Origin of the sequence: Nocardia sp. NPDC051570 (assembly GCF_044454005.1) — a bacterium.
In the GTDB taxonomy this organism is placed as follows: Bacteria; Actinomycetota; Actinomycetes; order Mycobacteriales; family Mycobacteriaceae; genus Nocardia.
On sequence record NZ_JBITDI010000001.1, the window covers coordinates 194046 to 219919 of the forward strand.

General features: G+C 68.4%; 18 protein-coding genes. 7 read left to right on the forward strand and 11 right to left on the reverse strand.

Translation table 11 applies throughout. The annotated features are described in order from the left end of the window. Positions 1 to 3579 (reverse strand): methionine synthase, encoded by a 3579-nt coding sequence (gene metH / locus ACIA76_RS00895; protein ID WP_397146930.1) that lies wholly within the window; start codon positions 3577 to 3579, stop codon positions 1 to 3. Positions 3580 to 3787: 208 nt separating this feature from the next. On the opposite strand from metH, the gene ACIA76_RS00900 reads away from it, so the two are divergent. Further along, positions 3788 to 4675, forward strand: coding sequence for a PAC2 family protein (locus ACIA76_RS00900; protein WP_397146932.1), 888 nt, complete (start codon positions 3788 to 3790; stop codon positions 4673 to 4675). An 88-nt stretch (positions 4676 to 4763) separates the two neighbouring features. Here ACIA76_RS00900 and ACIA76_RS00905 read toward each other — a convergent pair whose 3' ends face one another. Beyond that, the gene (locus ACIA76_RS00905; RefSeq protein ID WP_397146934.1) at positions 4764 to 5093 is read right to left on the reverse strand and encodes a hypothetical protein; all 330 of its coding nucleotides are present in this window, start codon (positions 5091 to 5093) and stop codon (positions 4764 to 4766) included. A gap of 246 nt (positions 5094 to 5339) precedes the next feature. Here ACIA76_RS00905 and ACIA76_RS00910 point away from each other — a divergent pair, with 246 nt between their 5' ends. The 5 genes from ACIA76_RS00910 (at position 5340) to ACIA76_RS00930 (ending at position 14503) form a co-directional block, all read left to right on the forward strand. Beyond that, a complete protein-coding gene (locus ACIA76_RS00910; RefSeq protein WP_397146936.1) occupies positions 5340 to 6533 on the forward strand; it encodes an XRE family transcriptional regulator in 1194 nt (397 codons plus the stop codon). Between the two features lie 21 nt (positions 6534 to 6554). Continuing rightward, positions 6555 to 7319 (forward strand): DUF2127 domain-containing protein, encoded by a 765-nt coding sequence (locus tag ACIA76_RS00915; RefSeq protein WP_397146938.1) that lies wholly within the window; start codon positions 6555 to 6557, stop codon positions 7317 to 7319. A gap of 135 nt (positions 7320 to 7454) precedes the next feature. After that, positions 7455 to 8957: a TIGR02677 family protein gene (locus ACIA76_RS00920; RefSeq protein ID WP_397147927.1), complete on the forward strand. Its 1503-nt coding sequence runs from the start codon at positions 7455 to 7457 to the stop codon at positions 8955 to 8957. Beyond that, positions 8957 to 10321, forward strand: a complete 1365-nt coding sequence (locus tag ACIA76_RS00925; RefSeq protein ID WP_397146940.1) for a TIGR02678 family protein — start codon at positions 8957 to 8959, stop codon at positions 10319 to 10321. The genes ACIA76_RS00920 and ACIA76_RS00925 overlap by 1 nt, the downstream gene beginning before the upstream one ends. Before the next feature lie 3 nt (positions 10322 to 10324). Then, positions 10325 to 14503 (forward strand): TIGR02680 family protein, encoded by a 4179-nt coding sequence (locus ACIA76_RS00930; protein ID WP_397146942.1) that lies wholly within the window; start codon positions 10325 to 10327, stop codon positions 14501 to 14503. A gap of 288 nt (positions 14504 to 14791) precedes the next feature. On the opposite strand, the gene ACIA76_RS00935 is transcribed toward ACIA76_RS00930, so the two are convergent. Further along, on the reverse strand, positions 14792 to 16387 hold the full coding sequence (locus tag ACIA76_RS00935) for an FMN-binding glutamate synthase family protein (RefSeq protein WP_397146944.1): 1596 nt from the start codon (positions 16385 to 16387) through the stop codon (positions 14792 to 14794). A 16-nt stretch (positions 16388 to 16403) separates the two neighbouring features. Then, the gene (locus ACIA76_RS00940) at positions 16404 to 17042 is read right to left on the reverse strand and encodes a DsbA family protein (protein ID WP_397146946.1); all 639 of its coding nucleotides are present in this window, start codon (positions 17040 to 17042) and stop codon (positions 16404 to 16406) included. A gap of 156 nt (positions 17043 to 17198) precedes the next feature. On the opposite strand from ACIA76_RS00940, the gene ACIA76_RS00945 reads away from it, so the two are divergent. Beyond that, positions 17199 to 18203 carry a hypothetical protein gene (locus ACIA76_RS00945; RefSeq protein ID WP_397146948.1) on the forward strand — a complete coding sequence of 335 codons (1005 nt, stop codon included), beginning with the start codon at positions 17199 to 17201 and terminating at the stop codon, positions 18201 to 18203. A gap of 5 nt (positions 18204 to 18208) precedes the next feature. Here the strand turns inward: ACIA76_RS00945 and ACIA76_RS00950 are convergent, their stop codons facing one another. The 7 genes from ACIA76_RS00950 to ACIA76_RS00980 form a co-directional block, all read right to left on the reverse strand. Further along, positions 18209 to 19261 (reverse strand): ferrochelatase, encoded by a 1053-nt coding sequence (locus ACIA76_RS00950; protein ID WP_397146950.1) that lies wholly within the window; start codon positions 19259 to 19261, stop codon positions 18209 to 18211. Continuing rightward, on the reverse strand, positions 19261 to 20100 hold the full coding sequence (gene inhA, locus ACIA76_RS00955) for an NADH-dependent enoyl-ACP reductase InhA (RefSeq protein WP_397146952.1): 840 nt from the start codon (positions 20098 to 20100) through the stop codon (positions 19261 to 19263). The genes ACIA76_RS00950 and inhA overlap by 1 nt, the downstream gene beginning before the upstream one ends. Positions 20101 to 20156: 56 nt before the next feature. Then, positions 20157 to 20873, reverse strand: a complete 717-nt coding sequence (fabG1, locus tag ACIA76_RS00960) for a 3-oxoacyl-ACP reductase FabG1 (RefSeq protein ID WP_397146954.1) — start codon at positions 20871 to 20873, stop codon at positions 20157 to 20159. Positions 20874 to 21014: 141 nt separating this feature from the next. Continuing rightward, positions 21015 to 22016: a VWA domain-containing protein gene (locus ACIA76_RS00965; protein WP_397146956.1), complete on the reverse strand. Its 1002-nt coding sequence runs from the start codon at positions 22014 to 22016 to the stop codon at positions 21015 to 21017. Beyond that, positions 22013 to 22987, reverse strand: a complete 975-nt coding sequence (locus ACIA76_RS00970; protein WP_397146958.1) for a DUF58 domain-containing protein — start codon at positions 22985 to 22987, stop codon at positions 22013 to 22015. Before ACIA76_RS00970 ends, ACIA76_RS00965 begins: the two co-directional genes overlap by 4 nt. Before the next feature lie 26 nt (positions 22988 to 23013). Beyond that, positions 23014 to 24183, reverse strand: coding sequence for an AAA family ATPase (locus ACIA76_RS00975; protein WP_397146960.1), 1170 nt, complete (start codon positions 24181 to 24183; stop codon positions 23014 to 23016). Positions 24184 to 24434: 251 nt separating this feature from the next. After that, positions 24435 to 25682 carry a hypothetical protein gene (locus ACIA76_RS00980; protein WP_397146962.1) on the reverse strand — a complete coding sequence of 416 codons (1248 nt, stop codon included), beginning with the start codon at positions 25680 to 25682 and terminating at the stop codon, positions 24435 to 24437. Positions 25683 to 25874: the final 192 nt, after the last annotated feature.

Genomic DNA, 25874 nt, shown 5'->3' on the forward strand with positions numbered 1-25874 from the left:
TTACGCGTTGAAGTATTTCGCTTCCGGATGCAGTAGGACGAACGCATCCGTCGACTGCTCCGGATGCAGTTGCAACTCCTCCGACAATGTCACACCGATGCGCTCGGATTCCAATAGCGACACAAGCTTGGCGCGGTCCTCCAGGTCGGGGCAGGCGCCGTAGCCGAAAGAGTAACGGGCGCCACGATATCCGAGTTTGAAGTAATCCGCCACGTCGGACGGGTCCTGCTCGGCGACCGAATGGCCTTCCAGCACAAGTTCTTCGCGGATGCGGCGATGCCAGTATTCGGCCAGCGCCTCGGTCAGCTGCACGCCGATACCGTGCACCTCGAGGTAATCGCGATAATTGTTCTCCGCGAACAGTTCGTTCGCGAAATCGGCGATGGGTTGACCCATCGTAACCAGTTGGAACGGCAGCACATCCACCTGCCCCCGCGCAACAGCGAGATCACGCGAGCGCACGAAATCGGCGATACACAGGAAACGGTCGCGTTGCTGGCGCGGGAATGTGAACCGATACCGCTCGGCCGCTTCGGGATTCGGCTCGGTCAGCACGATCACATCGTCGCCCTGGGATACGGCCGGGAAATACCCGTAGACGAGCGCGGCGTGCTGCAGCACACCCTCGGCCGTCAGCCGGTCCAGCCAGTAGCGCAGCCGCGGGCGGCCCTCGGTCTCCACCAGTTCCTCGTAGCTGGGTCCCTCACCGCCGCGCTGGCCGCGCAGGCCCCATTGGCCGAGGAACAGGGCGCGCTCGTCGAGCAGTCCCGAATACTCGCCCACCGCAAGGCCCTTGATGACCCGGGTACCCCAGAACGGCGGCACCGCGACCGGCCCGTCGGCAGCCACATCCGAGCGTTCGGGCACCTCGACCGGTACCTCGGCGGCTTTGCGCTCGGCCGCGATGCGCCGGGAGCGTTCGTGGCGGGCCTTGCGTTCGGCCGCCTTCTCCTTCTCCGCGAGCGCCTGCCCCGAGCCCTGTTCGGAGCCGCCGCCGCGCTTGCGGGTCATGATGTCGTCCATCAACCGCAGGCCCTCGAACGCGTCGCGGGCGTAATGCACATCGCCCTCGTACACGTCGGTGAGATCGTTCTCGACATAGGAACGGGTCAGCGCCGCGCCGCCCAGCAGCACCGGATACTGATCGGCCACCCCGCGGGTGTTGAGCTCCTCGAGGTTCTCCTTCATCACCACCGTGGACTTGACCAGCAGTCCGGACATGCCGATCACATCGGCCTTCTTGTCCAGCGCGGCATCCAGAATCGCCGAGATCGGTTGTTTGATCCCGAGATTCACGACCTCGTAGCCGTTGTTGGACAAGATGATGTCGACCAGGTTCTTCCCGATGTCGTGCACATCGCCCTTGACGGTGGCCAGCACGATCCGACCCTTACCGGAATCGTCGGTGGCCTCCATATGCGGCTCCAGATACGCCACCGCAGACTTCATCACCTCGGCCGACTGCAATACGAACGGCAGCTGCATCTGCCCCGACCCGAACAGTTCGCCGACGGTCTTCATCCCCGACAGCAGCGTCTCGTTGATGATCCGCAGCGGCGGCACCTGTGTCATGGCCTCGTCGAGATCGGCGTCCATACCGGCCTTCTCACCGTCGACGATCCGGCGTTCGAGGCGTTCGAACAGCGGCAGGGCCGCCAGCTCCTCCGCGCGCGAGGCCCTCGACGAGGAGGTCGAGACGCCCTCGAACAGCGCCATCAGCTTCTGCAGCGGGTCGTAGTCCTCGCCGCGGCGGTCGTAGACCAGATCCAGCGCTGTCTCGCGCTGCTCGTCGGGAATCCGGCTCATCGGCACGATCTTCGACGCGTGCACGATCGCCGAATCCAGTCCGGCCTGGACGCATTCGTGCATGAATACCGAGTTCAGCACCTGCCGGGCGGCCGGATTCAGGCCGAAGGAGATATTCGACAACCCGAGGGTGGTCTGCACATCCGGATGCCGACGCTTGAGTTCGCGGATGGCCTCGATGGTTTCGATGCCGTCGCGGCGCGACTCCTCCTGCCCGGTGCCCAGGGTGAAGGTCAGGGTGTCGATGATGATGTCGGATTCGGCGAGCCCCCAGTTGCCGGTGATATCGGCGATCAACCGCTCGGCGATGCGGACCTTATGCTCGGCGGTGCGGGCCTGGCCCTCCTCGTCGATGGTCAGCGCGACCACCGCGGCGCCGTGCTCGGCGACCAGCGCCATGGTCTGCTGGAATCGCGACTCCGGTCCGTCACCGTCCTCGAAGTTCACCGAGTTGATCGCGCACCGGCCGCCCAGATGCTCCAAACCCGCCTTCAGCACCGGGGTTTCGGTGGAATCGAGCATGATCGGCAGCGTCGAGGCAGTCGCCAGCCGCGAGGCCAGCTCGGACATGTCGGCGGCGCCGTCGCGGCCGACGTAGTCCACGCACAGATCGAGCATATGCGCGCCGTCGCGGGTCTGATCCTTCGCGATATCCAGGCACTTCTGCCAATCGGCCGCCAGCATCGCGTCGCGGAATGCCTTGGAGCCGTTGGCATTCGTACGCTCGCCGATCATCAGGATCGAGGCGTCCTGCTCGAACGGGACCGCGGAGTACATGCTCGACACGGCGGGCTCGTGCGCGGGCGTGCGCATGGCCTGCCGGGTGGCGGCGACCGCCTCGGCCACCTGGCGGATATGTTCGGGCGTGGTGCCACAGCAGCCACCGACCATCGACAGCCCGAATTCGCTCACGAATCCGCTCAGCGCCACGGCCAATTCCTCCGGGGTCAGCGGATACTCCGCACCATGCGCGCCCAGCACCGGCAGCCCCGCATTCGGCATCACCGACACCGGGATCCGGGCGTGCTTGGACAGATGCCGCAGATGCTCACTCATCTCGGCCGGGCCAGTGGCGCAGTTGAGCCCGATCATCTCCACACCCAGCGGCTCGATCGCGGTCAACGCCGCACCGATCTCGGACCCGACCAGCATCGTGCCGGTGGTCTCCACGGTGACGTGGGCGATGATCGGAATCCGCCGCCCCGCCGTCACCATCGCGCGCCGGCTACCGGTCACCGCGGCCTTGACCTGCAACAAATCCTGGCAGGTCTCGATCAGGATCGCGTCCGCACCGCCGTCGAGCATGCCCAGCGCCGCCTCGGCGTAGGCGTCGCGCAGCGCGGCATAGGGCGCGTGCCCCAGCGTGGGCAGTTTGGTGCCCGGCCCCATCGACCCCAGCACATACCGCGGCGTCCCGTACGCGGTCGGGCCCATCTCGTCGGCGACCTCGCGGGCCAGCCGGGTGCCGCGCTCGGACAGATCCCGGATCCGATCGGCGATGTCGTAATCGGCGAGGTTGGGCAGATTACAACCGAACGTATTCGTCTCGACCGCATCCGCACCGGCCTCGAAGTACGCGCGATGGATATGTCGCAGCACGTCGGGGCGGGTGTCGTTGAGGATCTCGTTGCAGCCCTCCAGACCCCGGAAATCGTCCAGCGTCAGGTCCGCTGCCTGCAACATCGTTCCCATCGCACCGTCACCGATGACGACACGCTGGGACAACGTGTCGAGCAGCGAGGTATCGAACGCGGCACGGGAGGACACAGACATGTACTCAAGAGTAAGGGGAGTGACCGACATACCCGACCGGAGAGCGGCCACTACGGGCCCCGACGTGTCCCTCACCACATCCGCCCACTCGACGCCGGGCCGTTTGCCGGATTCGCTCCTCGCGACCCCCTCCGAGCGGGCAGGGGCGACACGCAGGTTCGGAGCTTATGCCATGAACTGCAAGGCCCAGACCCCGTAGGCTGTGCGAGTGAACCCCAGTGCAACACCCGATCCGGAACTGCCGACGCTGCGTGATCCGGTCCTCGTCGCCGCCTTCGAAGGCTGGAACGACGCGGCCGATGCGGCCAGTGGTGCCATCGAACATCTGGAACTGATCTGGGATGCCGAACCCCTCGCCGAACTGGATTCCGAGGATTACTACGACTACCAGGTGAACAGGCCCACGGTCCGCCAGGTCGACGGTGTCACCCGCGAGATCGGCTGGCCCTCGACGACGCTGTCGGTCTGTTCGCCGCCGGGCAGCGAGCGCGATGTGGTCCTGCTACACGGCATCGAACCGAATATGCGCTGGCGCAGCTTCTGCAACGACATCCTCGAACTGGTCGAACAGCTCGGTGTCACAACGGTTGTCATCCTCGGCGCGCTGCTGGCCGACACCCCGCACACCCGGCCCGTTCCGGTCACCGGCACCGCCTACAGCAAGGAGGCGGCCGAGCGGTTCAACCTCGAGCAGACCCGCTACGAGGGACCGACCGGTATCACCGGCGTACTGCAGGACGCCTGCGTACGTGCGGGCGTTCCGGCCATCTCGTTCTGGGCCGCGGTGCCGCACTATGTTTCGCAGCCGCCGAATCCCAAGGCGACCATCGCCCTGCTGCACCGGGTCGAGGATGTGCTCGATATCGAGGTTCCGCTCGGCGAGCTGCCCGCCCAGGCCGAGGACTGGGAGGAGGCGGTCGACGAGATGACCGCGGGCGACGAGGAGGTCACCGAATACGTGCGCTCGCTCGAGGAGCGCGGCGACGCGGCGATCGATCTGAACGAGGCGATGGCCAAGATCGATGGCGATGCCATCGCGGCCGAGTTCGAGAAGTATCTGCGCCGACGGGGGCGCCCGGGCGGATTCGGGCTGTAAGGGTTCGTCCGCTCGTCCGGAGCGGACGATTTCTCCCTAGGGACCCACCGGTCGGTTCGTGACGAATCCGCTTGTGGCATATCGCGAGTTACGGAGCGAGGTGAACCTCGGGGCGGCGTTCGACCGTCCACACCCGCGCCTCGGCCTCATGCGCCAGCTTGGCGATCAGCAGGTCGCGCGGAATGGTCTGGCCGGCAAGGTGATCGAGCGACGGAACCACCACGTGGTGGGCGTCGGCGCGCTTGAGCTCCGCGGTCAGCTCGGCGAACGCGGTGCCGTCGCCCGGCGTCGATTCATGGAACGTCGCGGCGAAGCACAGCCCCGCCGAGCGCGCGAGGCTGCACATGGCGTCCTCGAGCTCCTCGGACTGGCCGTCGGCCAAGTCGTCACGCACGTATCCATAGATCAACGCTTCCACCCGAACCTCCGTTTGGATGTGGATTGATTCGCTGTCTCTTGTTTGGATCGCTCGATCGCGGCTATAGCCGAATCGGGCTCCTGCTGTAACGAATCTCGTGCAGTGATCAGTGTGCAGTACTCACAGATGCAATTGCAGATGTCAATACGCGGACATCTCTGTGCCCTATCCGGGCCATCTTTCGTTAACTGGTGGGATACTACTGAGGTGACCGCTGGTGACGATCGACCCGTCTGGGCTGTTCGGATGCGTTCGGAGCGAGATGCTCGGGGGTGGTCACAAGCCGACGCCGTTCGCGCGCTGCGCGCCAAGTCATCTCACAACCTACCCACCGACAGCACGCTGCTGCGCAACTGGCGGCGCTGGGAGTCCGGCGAGTCGCGCCCGGACGACTTCTACGCCCCGATCATCGCCGCCGCCTTCGACACCGTGACCGCCGCGTTCTTCCCGAAGTCCCGGCCCAATCGCGATGACGAACTGCTCTCGTCAACGGGCATGGACACCCTCGAATTCATCGGACGACTGCGGATGTCGGACGTCTCCTCGGCGACGCTGGACGCCATCCGGATCACCGCCGAGCGCATGTGCTGCGAATACCCCTGTGCCGACCCGATGGAACTGCATGCCGAGGGCACGGCGTGGCTGCGCCGCATCACGTCCCTACTGGACGGTCGGCTTACGTTGGCACAGCATCGCGAGGTACTCGTCCTGGCGGGATGGGTTGCGCTGCTGGTCGGTTGCGTCGATTACGACCTGGGCTGGCGGACCACCGCCGAGGCCACCCGCCGCGCCGCGCTGTCACTGGGCCAGGAGGCCGAACATCTCGAAATCCAGGGCTGGGGAGCGGAAATGGCGGCCTGGTTCGCCCTCACCCAGGGCAACTACCGCGGTGCGATCGATGCGGCGAAGAACGCTCTGGCGACCACCGGGCAACATGGAGTGGGCGTGCAGCTGGCCGCACAGCAGGCGAAGGCCTGGGCACGCATCGGCGATCGGCAGGCCATGGAGAACGCGTTGCGGCACGGCCGATCGATTCTGGAGTGTCTGGACCATCCGACCAATCTGGACAATCACTTCGTCGTCGATCCGCAGAAGTTCGACTTCTACGCCATGGATTGCTGCCGCGTCGCGGGCGACGACCGCCTCGCCGAAAGCTATGCCCGCCAAGTCATCCGCACCTCGACCGGCCCGGACGGCAGCATCCGCAAACCGATGCGGGTTGCGGAGGCACAGCTGACCCTGGCCGTGGTCGCGGTGCGCGACCGCGATCTGGAACTGGCCGTCGACGAGGGTATGCGCGCCTTCGTCGGCAAGCGCCGCTCACTGCCCTCGCTGCTGTGGATCGCCGGGGAGGCCGCGCGCGAGATGATCGAACGCTTCCCGGGCGATCCGCGCACCCGCGACTATCTCGAACAGTTGCGTTCCCTGGCGGCGAGTTGAGTTGTTGCTACCCTCCCACGAATGGACTTCAGTCTGCGGAGCTGTTCGTGGCACGGACATGCCACCTATGCGCCCGATGAGGCGGAACTCGCCGCGCGCCTGCATGTTTCGACGCCCGCCGGGGAGGCCTGGCGCTGCCTGCGCTGCGGCGACTTCGTCGTCGGCGAGCCGCGCCGCCGCGGTCCGGCCGACGCGGCGCCCGAGGTGCCACGCGGGCGGCTGCTGCGGGACCGGTTCATCATGCGCTTCCTGGCCGTCGAGCGGGTGCTGCGCGGGCTGGTGTTCATCGCGCTCGCGGTGGGGGTGTTCAAGGTGCGCAACTCCCAGCATCGGCTGAAGGCCGCCTTCGACGCGGATATGCCGCTGATCCGGCCGCTGGCCGATCAGATCGGCTGGAACCCGGACAATTCGAAGATCGTGCATTTCATCGAGAAGGGCTGGACGCTCTCGCCGACCACCCTCACCTGGATCGCCGTCGGGTTGCTCGCCTATGCCGCAATCGAACTCGTCGAGGCCGTCGGCCTCTGGCTGGTGAAGCGCTGGGGCGAATACTTCGCGGTCATCGCGACCGGCATCTTCCTGCCGCTCGAGATCTACGAGCTCACCGAGAAGATCACTGTGCTGCGGGCGGGCGCGCTGCTGATCAACATCGCGGCCGTACTGTGGCTGTTGTGGTCGAAGCGACTGTTCGGTCTCAACGGCGGCGGCCGCGCCTACCACGCCGAACACAGCGAGGAGAGTCTGCTCACCGTCGAACGCGCGGCCGTCGCGGACAACGCCGCCTGATCGGCTACCCTCTTCCCGGTGACCGAGTCCGCTACAGGATTGCTGCCCGACGCATTGTTCGACGGTTCCGCCGTCGGGCGCGGCCGCGTCGTGTTCGCGCCGACCGGGTTCGACGCGGCGGCCGTGGAGGATCGACTGCGGCTGTTCTCCTTCGCCACCGCCGAGAAGCGCGGCGAATACCTGTGGGTGCTACGGGCATTCGACCACGCGCGCGCCGCCTATATCGTGCTGCTGCACGCCAGCGACGTCGCCGATACCCTGACCCGTGTCCCGGAGGCGCCGCGACTGACCGCGACCGAGGTGGGCCCGCTGCTCGAACAGCTCCATCACTGGGGTGTGCTGGAACGAAGCTATGACGGCACCCGGGCGGCGACGCTCGCCGAATATCGCAACCGCCACTTCGTCTATCAGTTCTCCCAGGCCGGATATCAGGCGTATCGGGCGGTCGCCGAGGTGCTGGGCGCGCGGCTGGACGAGGCCTCGCTGTCGCGGCTGGTGCTGCCCGAACTGCTGTCGGATCTGCAGGCGCTCGCGCAGGCGAATCGGACCGGCGACGCCGAGCGGGTCTACCGCATTCTCAACCGTCTCGATACCGCGCTGTCCGAATTGGCCGATCGCGCCGCCCATTTCTATCTGACCCTCGGCGATCTCGTGCGCACCACCGAGGCGACGCCGGAGGCGTTTCTCGCGCATAAGGACGCGCTGCTGGCGCATATGCGCGAATTCAGTATGGATCTGGCCCGATTCGCGCCGCGGCTGGCCGCGGCCATCGCCGAGGTGGAGGACACCGGCGTGGCGGAGCTGATCTCCCGCGCGGGCGCCTGCGATGAGCGGGTGCTGCTCGCCCGGGTCGAACGCGAGGCCGACTGGCGGGCGCGCTGGCAGGGCCTGCGCGGCTGGTTCGTCGCCACGGCCGCGGATATCGGTGCGGGCGAGGGTAATCCGGGCACCGAGGCGGAGCGGCTGCGCGAGGCGACGATGAGCGCCATCGCCGCGGTGCTGTCGCTGCTGCGCCGGGTCACCGAGACCCGCAAGGGCGGGGTGAGCCGCGAATCGGCGCTGCGGCATCTGGCCGGCTGGTTCACCGCCGCGCCGAGCGCCGAATGCGCGCACGCGCTGTTCGACGCGGTCTTCGGACTGGGCCGGCCCCGGCATCTGGCGATGGAACATCCCGACGCCGATGTGATCCCCCCGATCCGATCCTGGTGGGACGCACCGCCGTTGGAGATCGCGCGCACCCTCGCCGAAACCGGCCGCCCGCCCTCCCCCGGCGCGCCGTCGCGAATTCAGCGCAACGACGCGGGAGTTCGGCGGTTACGCGAGGCGCAGCTCGAGACGCAGCGGCAACGCGCGGAGGCGGCGCGCTCGCTCGCCTCGGCCGATGTGCACGAGCGCGTACTCGACGACCGCGAGACCGAGGTGCTGCTGCGCCTGCTCGACGCCGCGTCCACGGCCTGGGTGCCGGTCAGCGGAAAAGTCAGCGGCACAACGGGTTCCGATAGCGGCGTCACCCTCACCGTCGCCGAGCACACCGGCTCGACGGTGGTCCGGACCGCGCGGGGACTGTTGCATCTGAACAACCGGCGCTTGACCGTGCGCGAGAATTCGCGCGCCACAACATCTTCCGGAAGTTCGTGATGCACGCCCGCACGATCGACTCGCTGGCCCTGGACAGCTATCAGCGCGCCGCCCGCATGCTACTGGCCAACCATCTGGTGACACGCACCTATCCGGATCGCATCGCGCTGGCGCTGATTCGGCGGTGGGCCACCGAACTGCGCGAGGATCTGGCCGAACTGTTCGGCTATCGGCTGGAGGTCACCGAGACCACCGCGCGACTGTTCCCGGTCGTCGACCGTCTCGACGCCGGACGCCCGGCGCGCACGCCCGCCGAACGGGTCTTCGATCGCCGCCGCTACGCGTATCTGGCGCTCGCACTGGCGGCGCTCGGACGGGCGGGCGATCAGATCACGTTATCGGAGTTGGCCGATCAGGTCGCCGCCTATGCCACGCGAGTGGACGGACTCGAGCTGTCCACCGATCGGGCCGCCGACCGCGACGCCTTCGTCGATGCCGTCGCCTGGCTGGGCGCGCGCGGCGCGCTGACCCTCGCCGACGGCGATGCGGGCAGCTGGGCCACCGATCCGGAGGCGGGCGAGGCGCTCTACGATATCGACCGCGCGGTGGTGTTCGCCCTGTTCCGCCCGCCTCGGGTGCTGCAGCATCTGCAGAGTGTGCGCGGCCTGCTCGCCGACGAATCCGACGGTGGCGCAGCGGGTTCGGCGCACCGGGGAGCCGCCGCGCGCCGGGTGCGCCGGGCACTGGTCGAGCGGCCGGTGGTCTACGGCGAGGAGCTGCCTGCCGACGAGCGCACCCTGCTGGGCACCGAGAAGCTGGTCGCCGAGGTCGAGCTGATCACGGGTCTGCGGGCCGAGCGGCGCGCGGAAGGCGTTGCGCTGATCGACGTCTCGGGGCGACTGTCGGATGTGCGCTTTCCGGGCACGGGCACCCTCGCTCAGGTGGCGCTGCTGCTGGTCGGCGAGATCGCCGATCTGGTCCTGGATCTCGACAATCCGGTCGAGCGGCGGCCACGCCCGGAACCCGGCACGGCCCTGATAGATCAACTGGATCAGGCGATTCCGCAGTCCACCGTGTTCGCACCGATGGTGGTATCGGAGCCGATCGATGCCGACGACGCCGATCCGGACGAACAGGCGCAGGTCACCGCGCATCCGATCATCGCCCGGTCGTGGATTCAGGAGACCGTGCAGGCGCTGACGCACCGCTACGGCGCCACCTTCGCCGCGCAGTGGCAGGCCGATGTGCCGGGTCTGACCAGGGAGGTGGTGGCGCTGCTGGCGCGGTTGCGGCTGGTCGAGGTACTCGACGAGCATCTGTTGATCCTGCCGGCGCTGGCCCGCTATCGCGGCGCGGTCGTCACGGTGCGCACCCGCGCCGAGACCGAATTGTTCGCCTCGGCAACGCATGTGGGAAGGGACTAGCTGATGGACCTCATTCACGGTGGTGTTCGGTTCGTCCCCACCCGCGCCGGAATCGTCAACCTGTGGGACTACCGGGATCAGGAGTTCAGCTTCGCCGACGGGCGTCTCGTGCTGCGCGGGCCCAACGGCTCGGGTAAGACCAAGGCGCTCGAGGTGCTGTTCCCGTTCGTCTTCGACGGCCGCATCGAACCGCGCCGGCTCAATCCGTTCGCCGGTGAGGAACGGACGATGAAGTCGAATCTGCTGTACCGCAAGCAGGAATCGGCGTACTCCTACGTGTGGATGGAGTTCGCGCGCGGGGGCTGGGCCGAGCCCGAGGTCGTCACCGTGGGCATCGGCATGCGGGCCACGCGGTCCAACGACAAGGTGACGCGCTGGTACTTCGTCGCCGACGGCCGGGTGGGCGTGGACTTCTCATTGATCGGCGCCGACGATCGGCCGCTGACCCGCAAGCAGCTGGCCGAACAGATCGGCACCGACGCCATCACCGATCGGCCGGTCGACTATCGCGCCGCCATCGATGCGCGGATGTTCGGGCTGGGCCTGCAGCGCTACGACCAGTTGATCAATCTGATTCTGACGCTGCGCCGTCCGCAGCTGGCCAAGAACCTCGATCCGCGCGGCCTGTCGCAGGCGCTCACCGACGGCCTGCGCCCGCTCGACGAGCAGCTGATCCTCGACGCCGCGCGCTCGTTCAGCGATATGGAGGAGGTCGGGCGCACCCTCGAGGGTCTGGTGCAGGCCGACTCCGCCACCCGCACCTTCGTCGATGTGTATCGCAAATACCTTGGGGTGCAGGCGAAATCGGATGTCGATCAGGTCCGCGCCCGGCTCGACGCGGTCACCCACGCCGGAACCGCCCTGTTCGCCGCGACCGCGCTGCGCGAGCGCCGCGAATCCGAGCGCTCCGCCGCGGAGATCCGCGCCGAGGAGGCCGACCGCGCCTACGAGCAGGCCCAATCCGATCGCGAGACCCTGCAGCGTTCGGGGGCCTACGAGGGTAAACAGCAACTCGACGATCTGGCCGACGCCGTGCGCCGATTGGAGACCTCCGCGGCCGTACACCGCGATAAGGCCACCAAGGCGCAGCAGACCGTCGCGCAGCGCACCGGCGAGGCGGAACGGGCCCGGACCACCGTGGAATCGGCGGTGGGCGCGCTCTCGCGCGGCGAGGACGAATTGCGCGCAGCCGCCGACGAGGCCGGAATCGCCTGGGCCGCACTGCCGGAGCAGGCCCGCGCCGAACAGCTCACCACGACCGTGCGCAGCCATGCCGAGGAGCGCGACGCCGACGTGCGGGCGGTCCGTCAGGCGCTGACGCTGGTCGATACCGCCTCGGCCGATCGGTCCCGGGCCGAGCGGGCCGCCCAGCGCGCCGTCGAACAGCGCGATGCGGCCGCGGCCGCCCTCGCCGAGGCCGAGGCCTCGGTCACCCTGGCGCGCTCGAATACCGCGGCGGCCCTGCGGGAATGGTGGGAGGCGCAGCGGGAGATCCTGTCCCCCGTGCGATCCGGACTGTTCGAGGCCCTCGACGCCGCGCTCGCCGACGCCGGCTCCGACGATGCGCCCACCCTCGCGGAGGTGCTCACCGAACGCACCGAATCGCTCACCGACGAGATCCGGACCCGCCGCCAGTCCGCCCGCGCCACCGCCGAACAGGCCGTCGCCCGCGCGGGCGAACTGCGTGCCGAGCAGCAGCAGGTCGCGGCCGAAAAGGATGACGCGCCACCGGCTTTCGCGGCCCGCACCGATGCGCGCGACGGCCGCGCGGGCGCGCCGCTGTGGCGGCTGGTGCGCTTCGCCGACGCGGTATCGCCCGAACAGGCGGCGGGTATCGAGGCCGCGCTGCAGGCCGCCGATCTGCTCGACGGCTGGGTGAGCGACGATGTGCCCGACCATGATTCGGATCAGTTCCTGGTGCCGCTGCCGCCGAAGCAGCGCCCGTCCGGTCGCACCCTCGCCGATGTGCTTGTCGTCGAGGACGATTGCGGCGTCGCCGCCGTGGCCGAGGTGCTGGCCTCGATCGCCCTGCGCGACGGTGTCGACGAGGCCGCGACCGTGGCGGTCACCCCCGACGGCCGCTATCGCCAGGGCGTCCAGCTGGGGCGGCACACCAAGGCGCATGCCGAGTTCCTCGGCGCCACCGCCCGTGCGCGCCGCCGGGAGCTGCGACTGACCGAGATCGCCGCGGCCGTCGAGGCCGCCACCGAGGCCGAGGCCGCCGCCCGCGCCGAGGAGCACTCCGCGACCGCCCAGCTGACGCGAATCTCTGCCGCCACCAAGGCATTACCGCGCACCAGCGCGGTCACCACCGCATTGCGCGCGGTCTCCGAGGCCGCGGGCATGCTGCGGTCGCGGTCGGAGGCGGCGGGTCAGACCGAACGCGATCTCGATCAGGCCGTCACCGAATTCGGCGCCGCCGACAAGAAGGTGCGCGCCGTCGCGGCCTCGCATCGCGCGCCCCGCGATCTCGCCGAACTCGACGCCCTGGCCGCGGCCATCCGGCATTTCGAGAACACCGGCACGGCCCTGCTGCGGCTGCGCGGGGATCAGCTGCGCGAACACGAACGCACCCGGGAGGCCGAGGACCGCCTCGCCGAGGCGCGCGATCTGGCCGAGGCGTTCGCCGAGGAGGCCGAGGCCGCCCGCACCGGCTACGAGGAGCAGCTGCGCAAGCTGGAGACGCTGCGCGAGGCACTCGGCGCGGGCGCCGCCGATATCGATCGCGAGCTGGAACAGGCCCGGATGCGTATCGATGCCGCGCGCGCGGAACAGAAGTCGGCCCGCAAGGCCGCCGCCGACGCCATCGAGGGTGTGGGCACGGCCGAGGGTTCCTACCGCGCCGCGCACGATGCGCTCGGCACCGCGCTGACCGAATTGCTCGCCGACGTCCGCCATCTCGCGCCGTATGCCCGGCCGGATCTACTGAGCCTGCTGGGCGCGCCGGAGGATGGCCGCTGGCCCGCGAGCGAGGCCGCATGGTCCACGCCGGAGCAGCTGCTGTACCGGATCGAGACGGGTGGGCCCGAAACTGAGCTGCGGGTGCTGCCCGAGGAGGTGCACGCGCTGTTCGAAAGCCTGTCCACCGCGACGGCTTCCGTGCGCGCCGGGGAGGTCGCGCGCAAGTCGACCCGCAGCGCGGTGACCGCGGCCCTGCAGGAATTCGATGCCGCCCTGGCCGCCGCCCGGCAGGACTACCGGTTGCAGTGGGATGCCGCCGACGGTTTGACCGTGGTGCAGGTGCACGACGATCAGGGCGTGGCCGCGCTCGCCGACTTCGCCGATCGGATCGGCCGCGCCCGCAGCGATCAGGAACTGCTGCTCACCGACGCCGAACGCCGCATTCTCGAGGATGCGCTGCTGACCGGGCTGGCCCAGCAGATCCACGAACGCACCAGCGACGCACGCGATCTCATCACCCGGATGGGCGCGGAGATGAAGCAGCGGCGGATGTCCTCGGGGAACACCATCGGCGTGCACTGGGTGCTGGCCGATAATCTGGCCGAGTCGGCGCGGGCGGTGTGCAAGCTGCTCGACCACGACTCCGCCGATCTGTCGCCGGAGGATCTGGCGACCATCCGCGCGCATTTCGCCGCCGAGATCCGCACCGCCCGGGCCGCGCATCCGGAGCGCTCCTATCCCGAAATCCTCGCCACCACACTGGATTACCGGACCTGGCGGGTGTTCTCGTTCACGCTCATCACCGCCGACGGCGCCGAGGACCGCCTCACGGTGGCCCGCCACAGCGCGCTGTCCGGCGGCGAGCAGTCGGTATCACTGCATCTGCCGCTGTTCGCGGCCGCGCATGTCATGCTCGACTCCGCCGATCCGCAGGCGCCCCGCCTGCTGGCCCTCGACGAGGCCTTCGCGGGTGTCGACGACAACGGTAAGAGCGAATTGCTGGGCCTGTCGGTCGATTTCGATCTCGATCTGTTCATGACCGGCTACGACCTGTGGATCACCTACGATCATGTGCCCGCCTGCGCGCATTACGATCTGGCGCATTCCGCGGCCGAGAACACCGTCAGCGCAACCCTGCTCGTGTGGGATTCCACCGCTCTGCTCGCCGAGCACGACGGCACCGATCTGATCACCGCGCTCGGCTCCCCCAACCGCCGCCGCACCCCGCATACGATCGAGGGCGGCATCCCCCTGGACGAGGAGTCGGAACTCGTACCCTGAAAACCACTGGACCGGAACCCGGCACACAGGCAACGGTCTTCCACAATGAACCGGGTTATCTGGGCATCGACACCTACGATGTCGTCGAGCAACGTCTGATCTCCCACCACTTCTACTTCGACGACACCACGCACGCCCGCGTCTACCGCAGCCCGCACCGCTACGCCTGGCCCGCCGAATTGGATCTGATGGCCCATATGGCCGGTTTCGCATTGGAAGCCCGGCACGCGGATTGGACGGGAACCCCGTTCACGGCGCGGTCCCCATCCCACGTCTCGGTCTACCGGCTCACGAACGCATGACCGGCCGGAACGAATCCGGATCCGCCGCAGTCCAATCCGCGCGCCATCCGGGCGGCGGATCGTCGAGCATCTGCCCCGGCGCGAGCCATTCGTAGAGTTCGGAATAGGAGCGCATGATCGTCGGGGAGATCTTCTTGCGCAGCATATGCGGGGTGAGCAGGGTGGGGTCGTCGACGCCGAGCGAGGCCATGATCTGCACCGCCTGTCGCACCGTGGCCTCCTGGAAACGCTGGGCGCGCAGGGCCTTATCGGCGACGTCCAGGGCGCGGACGCGGCGCGGGTCCTGGGTGGCCACACCCACGGGGCAGTTGTTGGTATGGCAGCGCTGGGACTGGATGCAGCCGATGGCCATCATCATGGCGCGGGCCGAATTGGTGTAATCGGCGCCCTGGATGAGGCGTTTGACGATATCGGTGCCGGTGGCGACCTTACCGCTGGCGCCGAGGCGGATACGCTCGCGCAGGCCCGTCGCGACCAGGGCGTTGTGGACGGTCATCAGTCCATCGGTCAGGGGCAGGCCGATGTTGTCCTCGTATTCCAGTGGGGCGGCGGCGGTTCCGCCCTCGGAGCCATCGACGATGATGAAATCGGGGGCGGTGCCCTCGGCGAGGATGGCCTTGCAGATCGCGAGGATATCGATGCGGGAGCCGACGCACAGCTTGAACCCGACGGGTTTACCGTCGGACAGTTCGCGCAGGCGGGCGACGAAGTGGATCAGCCCACGCGGAGTATGGAATTCCGTATGCGCCGCCGGGCTCACGACCTTCTCGTGCGCGGGCACGCCGCGATAGCGGGCGATCTCCGCACTCACCTTCGGGGCCGGAAGCACCCCGCCCAGACCGGGTTTCGCGCCCTGGCTCAGTTTGATCGAGATGACCTTCACCTGGTCGTAGGCGGCCCTGTCGGTGAATTCGAGCGGATCGAATCGGCCGTCGCGGGTGCGGGTGCCGAAATACGCCGAACCGATCTCCCACACCACATCGGCCCCGGCCTCGAGGTGATAGGGCGTCAGCCCGCCCTCCCCGGTGTCGTGCGCGAAACCGCCGGCGGCCGCGCCCTGGTTCAAGGCGCGCAACGCATTTCCCGACAGCGCGCCGAAGCTCATCGCCGAGATGTTCAGCAGCGCCATCGAATAGGGGTGGCGGCAGTCCGGGCCGCCGATCAGCACGCGCGGCGACTCGTCCGGTTCCTCGACCGGAGCGGTGGAATGCACCAGCGCTTCATAGCCCACCGATTCGACATCGCGTTCGGTGCCGAAGGACAGCTCGCCGTGAATGCCCTTGGCGCGCTCGTAGATCATGGTGCGCACATCGCGGTCGAACGGGCGGCCGTCGACGTTGCGCTCGATGAAGTACTGCTGCAACTCCGGCCGAATACCCTCCAGCAGATACCGCAGATGGCCGAGGATCGGATAGTTCCGCAGCACCGCATGTTTCGTCTGCACCACGTCGTACACCCCGACCCCCAGCGCCGCCGCGACCAGGGCCACCAGAATCCACCACGCCCAGGACCCGATCGACGCCACCACACCGACCACCACGACGGCGATCGCGAGAAACCCGACCACGAAGAACCGCGACATCAGCCACCCATCTCTCTCAGTCGAACGTCGGTTCGGCGTCCCTGCTCCGTTTGAGTTCGTAGAAACCCGGCGTACCAGCGACCAGCAGAACGCCGTCCCAGAGTCGCGCCGCCGCCTCGCCCGTCGGGGCGGGCGTGACGACCGGCCCGAAGAAGGCGATCCGCGCGCCGCCGGGACCCGGCACCGCCAGAACGGGAGTGCCCACATCCTCCCCGACCAGACCGATTCCCTCGTGATGGGAGGCGCGCACGAGCGTGTCGTAGTCGGTGGAATACGCGGCATCGGCGAGGCCGCCGGGCAGGCCGGCCTCCGACAGCGCGGCCGCGAAGGTCTCCCGGGTCTGCTTCTCGCCTCGACTATGGATGCGGGTGCCGAGCGCGGTGTACAGCGGGCCGAGAACCTCACCGCCGTATGCCTGTTCGGCGGCGGCGCAGACCCGCACCGGATACCAGCCCGTCGTATTCCAGCGGCGGTACTGCTCGGGCAGCTCGTCGAGCCGATTCTCGTTCAGCACGGCCAAACTCATGATGTGCCAGCGGATCTCGATCGGCCGCACCTTCTCCACCTCGAGGATCCAGCGCGAGGTGAGCCACGCCCAGGGACAGCGCGGATCGAACCAGAAATCGACCGTCGTGCGGACGCCCGCGTCGGACATGTGGCCCCTCATTTCCCTCGAACGATCTTCCTTGAAGGTAGAACATGATTCGCACAACATCTTCGCCAGGACCCTCGACCGGACATCGTTCCCCTAGCTAACATTTGGCGATCGAACTGCGTCCACTGATCGATAACTCGACCCGAGGGGAGACGCATGGTCGGCACGACGGCCATCACCGGTGTGGGGGTGAGCTTCGGCCCGGTCACGACCGTATTCGCCACGGTGACCGCGGGCGGCCGGGTGACGGTGGGTAGCCGCACGGCCGGGACCCCGGAATCGTCCCTGGTGCGGGAATTGCTCACGTCGGTACCCGCCGATGTGAATGTCGTCGTGGCACGGTCGCAGGACGGCTGCGAGCCGCTGCCCGCGCGGGTGGCGCCGATCGCGGCGCCGATCGCCGCCGTCGAATACCTCGAATACGAGTACGGCCCGCGGCCACCGCGGCTGGTGCTGGTCTACGACCTCGAGGCGACGAGTCTGGATATCGCGGTGGTCCGGGTCGGTTCCGGGGAGGCGGTGATCGCCGGGACGCCGGTGCGGGCGCCCGGCTTCAGCCCGATCCCGCTCGGCGAGGACGACGCCGCTCTCGACGAGTACGACGGGCCGCGCGCCGCGTATGTCCGAGCGTCGTTCGCGGTGATCCGTGCGGGGATCCGGTCGGCCGGGGTATCGCTCGACGAGATCGATCGAATTCTGCTGGTGGGCAGCGCCGCTCGGGCACCGGAGGTGGCGGGCGTGCTGGCCGAGCTCGGGCCGGTGGTCATCTCGGCCGATCCCGCCCACTGCGTCGCCATCGGCGCCGCCCGCTACGCGGCGCGACGGGCCACACCGCTCACCGGAGTCGGCTCGCGACGGCCGCTCGCGCTGGCGGGCGCGGCCGTAGCCGCGGTGGTCGCTATCGCGGCGGCGTCGCTGTTCCTGCCGTCGACCGGGACGACAACCGCGACGCGGACGGCGGCGATCCCGGGCACCAGTGCGGCGATATCGCCGACGAGAGCGGATGCTCTACTGAAAGCCGCCGCGCAGCAGGAGCTTTCGGCATCGATCGAGACCGAGCCGTCGGTGGGCGAGGACGCGGAGTCGCCGAGCGACGAAGCGCCCCCGGGCCGTTACCGCGCAGGACGCCTGAACCATCCGGGGCTCTTGCACTTTCCGTGACGGAATCAGCGCCCGCGCCGCGCCGGTGCACAGCAGCCGACCGCGCACGGCACACCGTCGGTGGTGCATCCGTATCCGGGCACCTCGCCCAGCCGCCGCGCGGGCGCACCCGTCAGATGCTCCGCGACCAGCTCGGCCACCAGCGCGGCGAAGCGTGGATCCGATCCCGGCGTCGCGGCCCGCGCGAACGCCATGCCCAGCTCGCCCGCCCTCACCGCGGCCTCGTTGTCCAGATCCCAGACGACCTCGAGATGATCGGAGACGAAGCCGACCGGGCAGACCACCACGGCGTCGATTCCCTTGCCGGACAACGCATCCAGATGATCGACGATATCCGGCTCCAGCCACGGCACCTGCGGCGGACCCGAACGCGACTGCCACACCACATCATGATCGTCGAATCCGCCTGCCGCGGCGCATAATCGGGCCGCCTCGGCGACCTGACGGCTGTAGAGGCGCCCGCCGTCGGCGGGCGGACCGGCCGCCTCGTCCGCCGATTCCGGAATCGAATGCGCGGTGAACACCAGCCGCGCCCGATCGCAGCAATCGGCCGGAAGCTGTTCGCGCGCGGCGCGAATCGCGTCGGCGAAGGCCTCGATCAGGAGCGGATGATCGAAGTACTGCCGCAGCTTGACCAGCGTCGGCGCACCCTCGCCGACCGCTGAGCGCGCCCGGACGATATCCTCGTCGTACTGGCGGCAGCCGGAGTAGCCGCCCCAGGCCGAGGTCGGAAACACCAGCGCCGCACCGATATCGTCGCCGCGCATCCGCGCCACGGTCTCCTCGACCATCGGATGCCAATTGCGGTTGCCGAAGTACACGGGCAGATCTATTCCGCGCGTGGCGAATTCGGCCTCGATCGCCGCGATGATGTCCCGGTTGAGCGCGTTGATCGGCGACACTCCCCCGAAATGCAGGTAGTGCTCGGCCACCTCGGCCAACCGCTCCGGCGGCACACCCCGGCCCCGAGTGACGTTCTCCAGGAACGGCAGTACGTCCTCGGGGCGTTCGGGTCCGCCGAAGGAGAGCAGCAGGAGCGCGTCGACGGACGTGGTCATCAGTTCGCGGGGAATCCGTCCGCGGGGAACCAGGTGTTGTGGCTCGCGCCGCCGTCCACGTAGATGATGGAGCCGGTGGTGCCCGGCAGCCAATCCGACAGCATCGTCACGATGGACTTGGCCACCACGGTCGGATCGTCGACATCCCAGCCGATCGGCGAGGCGCCGTCCCAGTAGGTGTTGAGCATGCTCAGCTGCTTGGCGTCATCGGTGGCGGTGCCCGCGATGGCCTTGGCGGCGAGGGTCTTGATCGGGCCGGCGGCGATCAGGTTGGAGCGAATTCGCTTGGCCTCGCCCACCTCTCGCGCCACGTACCGGTTCACCGACTCCAGCGCGGCCTTGGCCACGCCCATCCAGTTGTAGTACGGCATCGCGGTGCGCGGATCGAAATCCATGCCGACGATCGAGCCGCCCTCGTTCATGATCGGCAGCACGGCGCGCGCCAGCGAGGCGTAGCTCCAGGCCGAGATCTCGAACGCCTTGGACGCGTCGGGGCCCGGGCCGTCGAGGAACGGCTTGGCGTCGGGACCCATCAGGGTGCGCGGTGCGAAGGCGATGGAGTGCAGCACGCCGTCGACGCCCTCGGGCGCGAGCTCGCGCACCTTGTCGGGCAGCGCGGCCAGATCCTCCTCGCTGGTGACATCGAGGCCGATCGCCGCCGGAACCTCCTGCGGCAGGCGCTTGGCGATCCGATCGATCAGCCGCAGCCGCTCCGGAATTCCGGTGATGAGCACCTTCGCGCCCTGCTCCTGCGCGACCTTGGCGGCGTGGAAGGCGATCGAGGAATCGGTGATGATGCCCGTGATGAGGACGGTCTTGCCTTCGAGCAATCCGCTCATGGGTATTGGGATCTCCTGTGTCGGTGCGAGGTCTGATGTGTGCGTAATGCGAAAAGCTAGTGGCCCATGCCCATGCCACCGTCGATCGGAATGACGGCACCGGAGATGTAAGCGGCGTCATCGGAGGTCAGGAAGCTGATCGCGGCGGCGACCTCTTCAGGCTTACCGATGCGCTTGGCCGGAATGGCCTGCATGGCCGCGTCGATGAATCTGGCTTCCATCTCCTGGGTCATATCGGTATCGATGAACCCGGGCGACACCACGTTGGCGGTGATGTTGCGCGAACCGATTTCTCGCGTGATCGACCTCGCCATACCGATCAGGCCCGCCTTCGACGCGGCGTAGTTGACCTGTCCGGGGACGCCGGACATGCTGACCACCGAACCCAGGAAGATCATGCGGCCCCACTTGGCCTTCTGCATATCCCGGGTAGCCCGCTTGGCACAGCGCCACGCACCGGTGAGGTTCGCGTCGATGACCCGGGTGAACTGATCCTCGCTCATCCGCATCAGCAGCGTGTTGTCCGTAATGCCCGCGTTGGCCACGAGCACCTCGACCGGACCCTGCTTCTCCGCGACCTCCGCGAAGGCCGCATCCACCGACTCCGTATCGGTCACATCGCATTTCACACCCAGCAAACCCGCAGGCACGCCCGATCCACGATGGGTGACAGCCACCTTATGCCCGTCGGCGGCCAGGCGCTGGGCGACGGCCAGGCCGATGCCCCGGTTACCGCCCGTGACCAGTACCGATCGAGATGTGATGTTCGACATGGGCATCAACCTACCTTCGTCCGCTCGATCCGCTGCGACCGGGCCGGATTCGGCCCGAGGCCCGTCGCCATCGCGCAAAGGCCTGCAAGAGTGTCGCATTCGCCTCTGAAATCCGTGTTCAGGGGCCGAGGCAACAGCCCGCTACGGCAGCCGTTGCCGATATACCAGACTCGTCAGCACGCCCGCGGCCGTCAGCAGCAGACCCAGCAACAACCACGGCCGACTCGCATCGCCGATGGTCATCTCGTACCCGATCTGGCTCTGCAGCGTGTCGTAGACCTTGGTCAATTCCTGCAGCGTGGACGCGGTGAAGAAATCGCCGCCGGACAGTTTCGCGATCTGCTGCATGGCGTCGTTGTCGACCGGAACCGGTGCGTCCTGGCTGCCGCCGTCGGGCAGCGGGATCTGCACCCGGCCCCAGGTAGTGCCGAACGAGATCGTCGAGATCGGGATGTTCTTGCTCTTGGCCACCCGGGACGCGACGAACTCGTGGCGCGGATTCTCGTAATCCTCGAACGCCGGGACGGTCTGTTTACCGTCGGACATCAGCACGATCCGCGCGGGCGGCGGATCCTGTGCGCCGCCGAGCACCGAACCGAGGGTGTCGATGGCCTGCAGCGCGGAGAAGATGCCCTCACCGGTGGCGGTGCGCTCGGCGAGCTTGAGGTTGTCGATGGCGGCCTTGACGGCCTCGTGATTGGTTGTGGGAGAGACCAATACCGAGGCCGTGCCCGCGAACGACACCAGTCCGAGGTTGATGCCGCGGGGCAGTTCGTCGACGAAATCCTTACCGGCCTTCTTGGCCACCTGGATTCGCGACGGCGGCACGTCGGTGGCCTCCATCGACAGCGAGACGTCGATGGCCAGCATCACCGTCGCGCGGTTGCGCGGCACCTTCTTGGCCGCCTGCGGTCCGGCCGCGGCGATCGTCAACAGCACCAGGCCCGCCAGCAGCAGCGCCACCGGCACATGCCGCCAGGCGCTGGGCCGCTTGGGCGCGACCCGCTCCAGGGTCTCCATATTGGAGAACAGCAGCAGATGTCGTTGGCGGCGGCGCTGATTGAGCACATACAGCAACGCCAGCAGCGCGACGACGAGGAGGAAGCCGAGCCAGATGGCCGCGGAGAAATGCGAAATGCTCACTGTCGAGGAGCCCGTCCGGACGGGGCGCCGAAGGTGTGGCGCCGGGTGGACACGAACCGGACGACGTCGGCGATCCAATCCCGATCGGTGCGCAGGGTCATCACCGGCGCGCCGGCGCTGCGCAGCGTCTGCTCCACCTGGTCGCGATGCTGCTGCGCCGCGTGTGCGAAATCGCTTCGCAGCGCGGGGGTCACGGTGAATTCGCGGGTGCGCCCGGTCTCCGGATCGTGCAACACCACATCGCCCACATCGGGCAGGTTCAGATCCAGCGGATCGAGCACCTCCACCGCGAGCAGATCGTGGCGGCCGGAGATGGCGCGCAGCGGGCGCTGCCAGTCGATATCGCCGAGGAAGTCCGAAATGACCACGGCCAGACCGCGTTTGCGCTGCGGGCGGCGCAGCGCCTCGATGGCGCCGCGCAGATCCCCGCGCACCCCGTCGGCGGCGTGTGGTGTGGTCGCGATGGCGCGCAGCATGGACTGCGCGTGAATTCGCCCGCTGCGGGCGGGAATTCGATAGAGGCGCTCGCCATTGGCGATGACCGCGCCGATCCGGTTACCGCCGCCGCCGGTCAGATGCGTGACCGCGGCCGCCGCGGCGACCGCCAGATCGCGCTTCTCGCACAGCGCGGTGCCGAAGTCGAGACTGGCCGACAGGTCGACCACCAGCCATGTCTCGAGCTCACGGTCGGCGATCATCTGCCGCACATGCGGATGGGTGGTGCGGGCGGTGACCGACCAATCCATCTGGCGCACATCGTCGCCCGGCTGATACAGCCGCGCGTCACCGGGTTCGGAACCGGGGCCGGGGATCAAGCCGGAATGGTCACCGTGCAGAACGCCATCGAGGCGACGGCGCACGGTCAGTTCCAGGGTCTTCAGCGCCGCGGTCAGATGCGGGTCGGTGAGCCCACCGGAACGAAACGACGGCGGCGCCGCGCCCCGGGCGGGAACGTTCGCTGGAATCGTCACTGGTGCAACCGGATCCGATGCCTCGCTCACTGACGCTGCTGTTGTGGCTGCCCGGCGGCCTGCTGACCGTTGGGCGCCGGCGGCGCGGGCTGCTGCGGTGCGGCGGGCATCGGTGCGGGTCCGCCCGGCTGCTGGCCCGCCGGCTGACCCGGTGCGTTGGCCTGCGGGGCGACCTGCGGCAGGCCGACCGTCTGCAGCACGCGGCGGATCACGTCGTCGGGGCTGACCTCGTCGGCCAGCGCGTCGTAGGACAGCACCAGGCGGTGGCGCAGCACATCGGGCACGACCTCGACCACATCCTGCGGGACCACGTAATCGCGACCGCGGATCAGGGCCACCGCGCGCGCGGCGGCGATGATGCCCAGGCTCGCGCGCGGCGAGGCGCCGTAGGCGATCCAGCCCGCGACGTCGGTCATGCCGAATTCGGCGGGTTTGCGGGTCGCGGCGATCACCCGGACCACGTAATCCACCAGCGCGTGGTGGACGAAGGTGCTGGCGGCCAACTTCTGCAGTCGGATCAGCTCGGTGGGATCGAGGATCTGCTTGGCTTCCGGCGGGGTGACACCCATCCGGTAGATGATCTCGCGCTCCTCCTCGACCGAGGGATAGTCGACGACCACCTTGAACAGGAAGCGGTCGCGCTGCGCCTCGGGCAGCGGGTACACGCCCTCGCTCTCGATCGGGTTCTGGGTCGCCATGACCAGGAACGGATCGGGCATCGGGTAGGTCTTACCGCCGATCGACACATGCCGCTCGGCCATCACCTCGAGCAGCGCCGACTGCACCTTGGCCGGGGCGCGGTTGATCTCGTCCGCGAGCACGAAATTCGCCACGACCGGGCCCAATTCGGTGTCGAACTCCTCGCGGCCCTGCCGGTAGATGCGCGTGCCGACGAGGTCGGTGGGCACCAGGTCCGGCGTGAACTGCACGCGCGAGAACGAACCGCCCACGACCCGGGCGAAGGTCTCCACGGCCAGGGTCTTCGCGATGCCCGGCACGCCTTCCAGCAGCACATGCCCGCGGGCGAGCACGCCGACCAGCAATCGCTCCACGAGGCGGTCCTGGCCCACGATCACCCGTTTGACTTCGTAGATCGCCTTCTCCAGGATCTGGACATCGCGCTCGAGGGTGTTGGGCGCCGGCGCGTCCTGCACCGAGTTCACCGTGCTCACACCATCCGTCGAAGTCACCAACATCCCCGCTTTCGCCTAGTCCGGCCCCGAGAGGCTCGTCGCTGCATTCGTGGTTCGCACCGAAGTGTGTTTCCCACAACTATTCCAGGTTTGGCATCCTCCCCCAACGCGGCCGGGGGATTCCGCGCGGCTCCCGTTCGGGGGCCTGCCGTCTTCCCAGGCAGCGACCGCGTGCCCGGCGGCTCGCCGCGTGTTGCGCGACACTTTGCACAGTAACGCACATCATCGGCGGCGGCCGCTGGGCGGCGCTCGGATCAGGCCCGCGACAGCAGGTGATTCAGCCGATCGCGCAGTGCGTCGATGCGGGCGTGTCCGGCCTCGGGGTCGGCGTCGGTGCTCGGGATCTCGATGCTGAGCCGTCCGTCGAAGGTGCTCACCAGATAGCAACCGCCGTACAGCGATGCGTCCGGCAGATCGGCCGCGACCTTCGCGTGGAAGGTGCCGCGGAAGTCGGTGAGCCGCAGTTCTGCCGGTGCGCGCAGCGCCGGAACCGGACCCCAGTTGGTCATCACGACCGCCCCCGCGGACATCGCCGCCGCGGCCTGGGCCATCGCCTGCGGATCGCTCAGCGCCAGCGTGCTGCGTTGAATGAGTCCCTCGGCGAGTCCGGCACGCAGTCCGGCGCTGATCTCGCGGGCGAGGGTGAGCGGATCGGCGCTCGGGGTGGTGGGCTGGAAGTGCGCGAAGCCGAGCACATTGGTGCCCTCGGTGAGCCCGATCTGCGGGGTGAGCCGGGTGCGCAGATTCACCGGGTACACGTAGATCAGTTCCGCGAGCGACACCCGGCGAATCTCGGCCTCCGCCAGCAGGAGTGCCGCGGAGAGCAGGCCGTTGATCGTGAGGCGCTCGCGATGGCCGAGGTCGGCCAGGGCGGTGGTCTCCGCGGCGGTCAGGCGGTGGCGGGCCATCGCGAACGTGATCGGTTCGGTCGCGGGCGAATTCGGCGCGGCCGGTGCGTCGGCGGGCGCGGTCCTCGGATCGGCCGGGGCGGGCGCGAGCTGATCGATGCCGCGTTCGGCGAGCAACTGCTCGACCGATTTCGGATACGGATGGCGACGCAGTGTCGCCGAGACGCCCTCGACGGTGTCGATGTAGCGATCCCACAGCGCGGTGAGCACGCCGAAGGAGTGGTAGGCGTCGGCGACGCTGTGATGCGTCGCCAGGGTGACGCTCGCCTCGGTGCCGTCGTAGGTGACGCTCAGCCCGCTCAATGCGTGCGCCTGGTCCAGATCGACCCCGGACAGCGGGCGATCCAGCGGTCCGGTGCCGACACCCAGCGTGGGCCGGATATCGGAGGTCACGAGGACCGCCTCGCCGTCGGCGGTGGTGTCCAGGCGGGCCGCGAGCACCGGATAGGTACGGCAGACGGCCTCGTAGGCGGTCGCGAGCGCGGTCAGATCCAGCTCGCCCGAGGTGCGGACGGAATATCCGACATAGAGCTGATTGCCGGCGAACATCGCCTCGCTGGGTGCCAGGGGACGCGTGATTTCGGGCGTGGTCATGCGGGGACTCCCATATGTTCCGGAATTCTTTGCGTAAATGCGGGAAATGCATTCACGTTTCGCCGTCACGTTCGCGGGCGTGCGCCATTCCCGGCGCTCGTTCGATGAACGAGCGTCGTAGGAATGTGACTGTGTTTCACGCGGGCGGCGGGTCGGTCGTGATCACAGCTGCGACCGAACCGACTCCGGTGC